Consider the following 8,509-nt stretch of genomic DNA (forward strand, 5'->3'; position numbering starts at 1 on the left):
AAAATATTTCCAGTGATTTTTAAAAAATTATTAAATATTTGATTTCAATATACTAATTTTAATGCCAAATTTATAGGCTAGAAAATTTAGAATTTATTTGCCTAGAAATAAAGTTTTTTGAGAGAGACAGAAAATGACAGATCTAAAAGTTTTGATTAAAAAGTTATCAGCATCCTCACGTACATCTTTAGAACAATCCGCCAATTTATGTGTAAACCATCAAAATTTTGAAATCGAAATCGAACATTTTTTTGTCAAATTATTAGAACAACAATCCAATGATCTTGAACTTATACTTAATAAATACAAAATTTCAAAAGATGCACTTTTAACGGATTTATTAGAGTGTATTTCTCAACTTCCTAAAGGAAATACCCGTACACCTATTTTTTCCAAATCAATTGTTAGACTCCTTGAGCAAGCATGGTTACTTGCTTCAGCTGAACAAGATCCAGTGATTCGAAGCAGTCATTTATTGATTGCTCTTTTAACAGCATCTGATCTTTACCAAATTGCCATTCGAGCATCAAGCTTATTTGATCTGTTTCCCATCGATACGATGAAACATAAATTCTTGGAAATTTGTGTAAAGAGTACCGAAAATATCCCAACAAATGATCAAGAGCAAGAAGCAGAACTTAAAAATACCCTAACAGACAATCATGCTTCGAACAACAAGACACCTGCATTAGATCAATTCACCATTAATTTAACTGAAAAAGCACAAAAAGGTGGGATTGATCCGGTCATTGGACGTGAATATGAAATCCGTTTAATGCTTGATATCTTAATGCGCCGTCGTCAAAACAATCCTATTTTAACGGGTGAACCTGGTGTGGGTAAAACGGCAGTTGTGGAAGGTCTGGCATTAAAGATCTCACAGAACCAAGTGCCTGATGCATTAAAAAATGTCCAATTACACTCTTTGGATATGGGGCTGTTACAAGCAGGCGCAAGTGTTAAAGGTGAGTTTGAAAACCGCTTAAAACAAGTTATTCAAGAAGTGCAACAGTCTTCACATCCGATTATTCTGTTTATTGATGAAGCCCATACCATGATTGGCGCCGGCGGCCAGGCTGGGCAAAATGATGCAGCGAACTTATTAAAACCTGCACTTGCGCGGGGTGAATTACGCACCATTGCAGCTACAACTTGGGCCGAATATAAACAGTATTTTGAAAAAGATGCTGCTTTAAGTCGTCGTTTCCAAGTGGTCAAAGTAGAAGAACCGACTGAAGAAGTCGCGATCGATATGCTACGTGCCATGATTCCAGTGATGGCCAATCACTTTAATTTACGTATTGATGATGAAGCGATTATCACCGCTGTTCATTCTTCACATCGTTATATTAGTGGCCGCCAACTCCCGGATAAAGCCATTAGTGTGCTTGACACCGCTGCAGCTCGTGTTGCGCTAACCCAAAATGCTCAACCAGTCAAACTCGATCAACTCAAAGCACAACAACATAATTTAAATCTTGAATTCAATATTATTGAAAGTGAACACCGTCACCAGCCAATTCATGAAGAGCGTTTAACTCAGTTAACATCATCATTGGAATTACTTGATCAAGAAATTCAGCAAACAGAACAACAATGGCAAGCTGAATTGGCTCTGATTCAAAAAATCCAAGCATTAGAAACCGCAGAACAGGCCGATTCAAACAAAGATGAGATCTTCAATACACGTACGCAGTTATCTGTGTTACAAGGTCAGCAACCACTGGTCTTTGAACGTGTAAATGCCCAAATTATTAATGAAATTATTTCAGACTGGACTGGTATTCCTGTTGGCAAAATGGTCAATGATGAAATTAAGCAAATTCTCAGTCTGGAAGAAAAACTTGAAAAACGGGTGATGGGACAAGATTATGCCCTACATCAGTTGGTTCAAGGTATTAAAACCTCAAAAGCACGTTTAGAAGACCCAAATAAACCACAGGGTGTTTTCATGCTTGTTGGTCCAAGCGGTGTGGGTAAAACAGAAACTGCCTTAGCACTTGCCAATGAACTTTATGGTGGTGAGTCACATTTAATCACTATCAATATGTCTGAATACCAAGAGGCGCATACGGTTTCTTCGCTTAAAGGCGCGCCTCCAGGATATGTCGGGTATGGTCAAGGCGGTGTTTTGACTGAAGCCGTTCGACGTAATCCGTATAGCGTTGTGTTATTAGACGAGATTGAAAAAGCACACAGCGATGTCCAAGAGCTGTTCTATCAAGTTTTTGATAAAGGTACACTCGAAGATGGTGAAGGTCGTGTGATTGATTTTAAAAACACCACGATATTACTGACTTCAAATACAGGGTCAAATGCCATCATGCAAGCATGCCTAAATCAACCTGTCGAAGAATGGCCAAGTGCTGAAGAGCTGACTGAACAACTCAAACCAAGCTTATACAAACAATTTAAGCCGGCATTCTTAGGCCGTATGCGAATTGTCCCATACTTCCCGCTACATGATGATCTTTTAGTCAGAATTATTGAGCATAAACTCGGAAAAATTACAGCACGACTCGAAAAACAGTATGAAACGAAAGTGACATATAGCGATGATTTAATCGAATTGATTCTAAGTCGTTGCACTGAAGTTGATAGTGGTGCACGTAATGTTGATAATATTTTAAATGCCTCTGTGTTACCTGCTTTAGCCACTGAAATATTGGTGGCTTTGGCTGAACAAAAAATTCCAAAAGTCATTCATATTGATACGAAAGATGATGAAATCATTTACCTGTTAGATCCACAAGCGAAGCCAGCAAAGAAAAAGTCGAGCAAAAAGTCAAAAGTTGTGGAAGCTTAAATATATACGAGTATAGAAAATGGATATAAATTTAGACGTCTTATTAGAGCCTATTTCTGATGCTCATCCGTGTGGAGAAGATTTGTCTTTTTCCAATGAGTTTCACGAAATTAAAAAAGCACGTACCCATGATGATCCTTTATTAGACCAAGGTGATTGGATTTCTGAACCAAAGCAAGCCGACTGGTCATTTGTTGCAGAAAAATCAATCCAATTACTCACGCAAAAAACCAAAGATATTCGTTTATTAACATGGCTTACAGAAGCTTGGACAAACCTCTATGGCTTCGAAGGGCTAATTAAAGGGCTAGAACTGAGTCACCGTGTTTTAGAACAGTTCTGGTTGAAGATTCATCCTGAAATTGAAGATGATGACTTAGATCAACGCCTAGGATTACTGCAAGGTTTTACCACCCAATTACCGAGCTTGGTAAAGAATGTTCCGCTCATCAACATTCAACCGTTTTATTCACTTGCGCAATACGAAAAATTCTTACACTTACAGAATAATCGTCGTAAGCAAGCAGAAGATTCTGACAGTGTAGAAGCATCCTTAGAGTTAGATCAATTCAATCAAGCGCTTTTCAATACTTCTCGAACTTTTCAATATCAAAATTATCAGCAATTTCAAGAAATTTTGCAGCATTGGAATATTATCAAACAAACATTAGATGCACTGATGGAGCTGGAAGCACCGAGCTTTGCAAGTATCGATTCGCAGTTTGAAAATATTCAAATGAATCTGAAAAAAATCTATAAAGCCGACTCATTTGGGAATAATAACAATACAACCACAGTTGAAGATACCCCAGCTCAAATGACCATGCCGGTAACAGAAACAACGCATTCAGCTCCAATTCCGCAAGCGCAAACATTTCAACCTCAACCACAAAGCCATTTACAAAATCGTGAACAGGCAATGCGGGTTTTACAAGAGATTGCTGATTACTTTCAAACCAACGAGCCGCATAGTCCTGTGAGTTATATGCTGCAAAAAACAATTAAATGGAGCCAAATGCCTTTACATGAATGGTTAACTCAAGTCATTAAAAATGATAATCCCCTTGATTCTATTCATGAGTTATTGGGCGTAAACCAAAATAATGAATCTTCTGAATGGTAATCATCTATGTTTAAAGCAGAAAAAGTTCTTTGGGGTGAAGGTTTATTTTTAAGACCACAACACTTCCAATTACAAGACACGTACCAAGAACAACGACTTAATCACACCATTCGTTCAACGATTCCTTATCCTTATGGAATTAAAAATCTTCGATTTGACGAAACACAACTGGGCACACATGTACTTGCTTTAGAGCAAATTGATATGATTTGGCAGGATGGTGAAATTTACCAAGCACCAGCCAAAGATCTGTTACCACAACCGATTTTATTGGATGAACTGAACTTACGTGGGGAAATGTTAATCTACTTAGCATTGCCTATTTTACAACCCAATAAGAAGAACATCTCTGATGAACAGGATAAACAACCTGCTCGCTACCATTCATATTTGAATGAAACTCATGATCTTTTTACTGATGCATCCCCTGCTGAAATTACATTTCTTCGACGCCGAACTGAATTTAAACTTTTTGATGTTCAAGCAGATCCAAATCAAGATTTAGATGGTTTTTTATATCTCGCCATCGGAAAAATCCGGCGTCATAGCTCAGGGAATTTTGAAATTGATTCAAAATATATTCCACCAATTTTACATATTCAGTCAAATGAAACCTTATTGGCAAATTTGAAGCGAACACTGAACGTTGTTCGTGCCAAAATTAAGATGATTCAAACCAATAACCGTGAAAATGAACAAAAGCTCATTGAATTTAGATCGGGTGATATTGTTTCATTCTGGTTGGTCAATGCACTAAATACCGCTCATGCGACCTTGAATCATCTGTTACAAAATCCGCAGATTCACCCTGAAAAACTATTTTTTGAACTTCTGCGTTTAACTGGCTCATTGCTGACATTCTCGACCGCATACGAAGTTGAGCATTTGCCACAATATCAACATCATAACTTGCAAGATAGCTTTAGCCAGCTTGATAAAATTTTACGCGAATTGCTCGATACAATTATTTCAAGCCGTTATATCAGTATTGCACTGAAAGAAATTCGCCCATCTTATTGGGTGGGAAGTTTGGAAACAGATAAAATTACTAAAGAATCAAGGCTTTATATTGCTGTTTCTAGTAGCATGATGCAAACCCATGAACTGATTCAAATTGTCCCGCTGCGTTTCAAAGTCGGGAATACTGTTGATGTTGAACAACGTGTTGTTGCGGCACTTCCTGCAATCCCAATTCATCATTTAGTCCAAATTCCAACTGCTATTCCGGTACGTTCTGGTGTGAATTATTTTGAAATTGAACCACATCATGAAATGTATCAACGTATGCTTGATTCTGAAACCATCTGTATTTATGTCCCTGCAGGTTTCCAAGATATCAGTATTGAATTAATTGCAGTGATGAATGGTTAAGCGAGGAGTATGTCATGAGCCAGAATAATATTGCCCCCTCACTGTTTGATGATGGACAAATTGGTGGAGGTTCTTTACCTCAACAATCCAAAATCACACAAGCAACCAATTTAGTCGATCTTCTACATGACGGATTTTATATTGTATTCTTATTGAAGAATCAGTATGTTCCAGAAAATGCAAACGGCTTTAAAGACAAAATTTTAGACTTGTTGAATCGATTTGAACATCAAGCAAAAAAACTGCAGTTTTCTCCTGAAGATATTCATGATGCAAAATATGCATATTGTGCCTTAATTGATGAAACCATTGTTACCCAACAAGATCCATCATTTTTTAACCTACAAAATCATTGGTTAATCAGCCCACTTCAATTAACTTTATTTGGTTCACAACTTGCAGGTTATCGTTTCTTTGAGTTTCTCGAACTGATCCGTGCTCGTGGTAAAGAACGATTGGCTTCACTCGAAGTCTATCATTATTGCTTATTACTTGGCTTTCAAGGTAAGTATCGTATTGAATCGATTGAAAGTTTAAATCATCTTGTGGCTCGGGTCGGTGATGAAATCGATTATTTAAAAGGCAAAAAGACCGCTTTTTCTCCTTTTGCAGCTTTACCAGATCAAATCAAAAATATTATTCATAAAGAATTACCCTTTGTTTGGATTTTAATTTTCCTGTTGTTATTTGCTGTACTAGCTTTCGCTGGCCTAAAATTCATGTTGAATAAAACAGAAGATGCTTCTATTGCGAAATTTAATAATGTGATTTCTGCACCTGCTGAACAAGCACATATCACTATTCAATTGCCTTGACAGGTTGAATTATGACACAAGAAAAACAAACATCTATTCGTATATTACAAAGTAAACCCGCTAAAAAAACATTGGGGAAATCATCTGTTTTTCTACTTGGTTTAATTGCTGGGATGGTTATTTCTGCTATTTTCTTTTTTGTTTTTATCAATATCAAACCAACAGAAAATACCAGTACCAATACAGATTCGGTTGCAACACAAGAACCTGAGTTACGCGATGTGCATGCTGAAGAAACAACAACCAATCATCACGATGAAAATGTCGGTGCATATAAGCAGCATATCAATGAGAAAGATTTTAATCAGATTTTTAAACATGAAAATAAGGTTGCTGCTCAAAAAAATCCAATTCCGAATGCCTCCCCATTTGAACAAATGCTAAAACCTGAGGCTAAACCAGTGCCGCAGTCAGCTGCAACTAGACCACAAGCTGCAATAACCGCAAAACCAATACCAAAAGCGAAAGTAGAAGCTAAAGCAGAAGCTTCTGCTAAACCCACTGAAAAAGAAGCCGTACCTAAAAAAGAAGAAGTGCAAGAGGCTTCCCCTGAAGGTACAGTGAAAGTGACGATAGACCGCAAAGTCATAGAAAACAAACCATGATTTTGTTTGTTGTCATTTGTTTTATCTTTTTGGTGCTTGGTCTAACTTTTCTCATGTCTTATGAAATTAGACATAAAACTTTAGACTACCTTAAAGCACTTTTACCACAAGGTAAGAGAAAGCTAGCTTCTGCAAAGCACTTTGCAGAACAAATGAACCAAGCGGCTTCAGCCAATCAAACCCAAACCCATTGGCATTTACAGCAATGGTGGATTTTGATTGCGGGTTTCTTTTTGCTTTCCAGTATTCTTGTTTTTGCATTTACACGACCAATTGATCCGACTAAGGTTGAAGCAGAATATTTAAGAAAAACTGACCCTCAAATTTATGCGCTATTAAATGGCGAGGTTTTAACCCCTCCTCCAGCAGTGGATGAAAGCTTAATTGATGCTGCGATTGTTCAAGCACAGATATTAGAAAGAGAAAACCCTGTTCCAAATCATCAATTCCCGAGTGTAAATCCATCGGTTATTGATAATGAAGGGATTGGAGATCAACGTAGCAGCTTCGATACAGCTATGGTTGACCGGAAATGGGATAAAATGCATCCAAGTTATAAGCAACGTTTACTGATGGTCTTTAAAATCATGAAAGAACGTCATGGCTATGAAATGGTGCTTTTAGAAGGTTATCGTAGTCCAGAGCGTCAAACTCGTTTATCTGGCAATACAGCCACGACTTTAGCCAAAGCTTATCAAAGTTATCATCAGTTTGGTTTAGCAGCCGATGTTGCCTTTAAACGAGATGGTAAAGTTGTTATTTCTGAACGAGATCCTTGGGCATGGAAAGGCTACCAATTATATGGGGTTGTTGCTGAATCTGTAGGTTTAACATGGGGTGGACGTTGGACACGAATCCACGACTATGGTCATACTGAGTTCCGTATGCCTGGACTGCGTAAAAACCGTGAATCTGCTGAACGCTTGATTGCTGAAGCACAAGGCAAAGGACTTATGGCAAATAATATTGATATAAATTAATTGCCATGTTGTCTTTGTAAGAAAATGCTTACATCAATCACAGCGATTGTCATCTATACGATCAAAGCACATTCTTATATTCTATAGTTATAGGGAACAGGAAGTTTCCCAGACATAAAACAACAATAAAGCGTCTGAGCATCAGGAACGTGAGATTCGACAGGAGTCAGATCTAACACACTAATACAAAGAAAACCCCATCAGGATGATGGGGTTTTCTTTTTATATCTATAGAATATTTGATTTACATCACATTGTTTGAGAATCTACAAGCTATTTAAATACGCAATAATCTGTTTATTTTCAGCCATTTCCGCAAGTTCTAATGCTGTAAATTGGCTTTTATAGTCTTTGTCTGCACCTTTAGAAATTAATAATTTAACGATATCTAAGTGATCATTCTCCGCCGCAGCTTGTAGCGCACTATAGCCTTCATCGTCAGTCTGGTTGACGTCAATACCTTGCGATAACAGTTGTTCAGCCTGTTCCAATTCCCCTAAAGATGCGGCATAGACCAGTTCAGGAAGATGTAATTCTTCTTCATTATCAGCAATAGGTGAGAAAGAGTTAAGTTTCATAAGAAATACCAAATTTTTGTTCAATTATTATTTAGCTAAAAATTTTAAAGGTCAACAATTCGTTATTAACCGAATTCAGTCATCAATTTACTTAATATGACTAGATCTCTTTCATTCCGATAATAAGCACCGCGCATAAAAAAACACCCCGTTCTCGTTAGAGACCGGGGTGTTTTAGATTTAAAAGCTGGCGATGACTTACTCTCACATGGGTAACCCCACACTACCATC

General features: G+C 37.5%; 7 protein-coding genes. 6 read left to right on the forward strand and 1 reads right to left on the reverse strand.

What is annotated here, in order from left to right:
- Nucleotides 1–133: 133 nt before the first annotated feature.
- Genes tssH through ACG9ZL_RS12035 form a run of 6 tightly spaced genes read left to right on the forward strand, consistent with a single transcriptional unit; the run spans nt 134 to nt 7,700 of the window.
- Nucleotides 134–2,806: a type VI secretion system ATPase TssH gene (gene tssH / locus ACG9ZL_RS12010; protein ID WP_419360135.1), complete on the forward strand. Its 2,673-nt coding sequence runs from the start codon at nt 134–136 to the stop codon at nt 2,804–2,806.
- A gap of 19 nt (nt 2,807–2,825) precedes the next feature.
- Complete coding sequence (gene tssA / locus ACG9ZL_RS12015) at nt 2,826–3,929, forward strand: type VI secretion system protein TssA (protein ID WP_419360136.1); 1,104 nt, start codon at nt 2,826–2,828, stop codon at nt 3,927–3,929.
- Between the two features lie 6 nt (nt 3,930–3,935).
- Nucleotides 3,936–5,300: a type VI secretion system baseplate subunit TssK gene (gene tssK / locus ACG9ZL_RS12020; RefSeq protein WP_004823587.1), complete on the forward strand. Its 1,365-nt coding sequence runs from the start codon at nt 3,936–3,938 to the stop codon at nt 5,298–5,300.
- A gap of 14 nt (nt 5,301–5,314) precedes the next feature.
- Complete coding sequence (gene icmH / locus ACG9ZL_RS12025; RefSeq protein WP_336953853.1) at nt 5,315–6,115, forward strand: type IVB secretion system protein IcmH/DotU; 801 nt, start codon at nt 5,315–5,317, stop codon at nt 6,113–6,115.
- An 11-nt stretch (nt 6,116–6,126) separates the two neighbouring features.
- A complete protein-coding gene (locus ACG9ZL_RS12030; protein WP_336953854.1) occupies nt 6,127–6,720 on the forward strand; it encodes a hypothetical protein in 594 nt (197 codons plus the stop codon).
- A complete protein-coding gene (locus ACG9ZL_RS12035; RefSeq protein ID WP_419360138.1) occupies nt 6,717–7,700 on the forward strand; it encodes a M15 family metallopeptidase in 984 nt (327 codons plus the stop codon). Before ACG9ZL_RS12030 ends, ACG9ZL_RS12035 begins: the two co-directional genes overlap by 4 nt.
- A gap of 266 nt (nt 7,701–7,966) precedes the next feature.
- Here the strand turns inward: ACG9ZL_RS12035 and ACG9ZL_RS12040 are convergent, their stop codons facing one another.
- Nucleotides 7,967–8,278, reverse strand: coding sequence for an ankyrin repeat domain-containing protein (locus ACG9ZL_RS12040; RefSeq protein ID WP_419360140.1), 312 nt, complete (start codon nt 8,276–8,278; stop codon nt 7,967–7,969).
- Nucleotides 8,279–8,509: the final 231 nt, after the last annotated feature.

Source organism: Acinetobacter legionensis (genome assembly GCF_048551735.1).
Taxonomy (GTDB): domain Bacteria; phylum Pseudomonadota; class Gammaproteobacteria; order Pseudomonadales; family Moraxellaceae; genus Acinetobacter.

Coding starts and splice junctions, on each gene's coding strand:
- tssH (WP_419360135.1), top strand. CDS start 134: ATGACAGATCTAAAAGTTTTGATTAAAAAGTTATCAGCATCCTCACGT.
- ACG9ZL_RS12035 (WP_419360138.1), top strand. CDS start 6,717: ATGATTTTGTTTGTTGTCATTTGTTTTATCTTTTTGGTGCTTGGTCTA.
- tssK (WP_004823587.1), top strand. CDS start 3,936: ATGTTTAAAGCAGAAAAAGTTCTTTGGGGTGAAGGTTTATTTTTAAGA.
- tssA (WP_419360136.1), top strand. CDS start 2,826: ATGGATATAAATTTAGACGTCTTATTAGAGCCTATTTCTGATGCTCAT.
- ACG9ZL_RS12040 (WP_419360140.1), bottom strand. CDS start 8,278: ATGAAACTTAACTCTTTCTCACCTATTGCTGATAATGAAGAAGAATTA.
- ACG9ZL_RS12030 (WP_336953854.1), top strand. CDS start 6,127: ATGACACAAGAAAAACAAACATCTATTCGTATATTACAAAGTAAACCC.
- icmH (WP_336953853.1), top strand. CDS start 5,315: ATGAGCCAGAATAATATTGCCCCCTCACTGTTTGATGATGGACAAATT.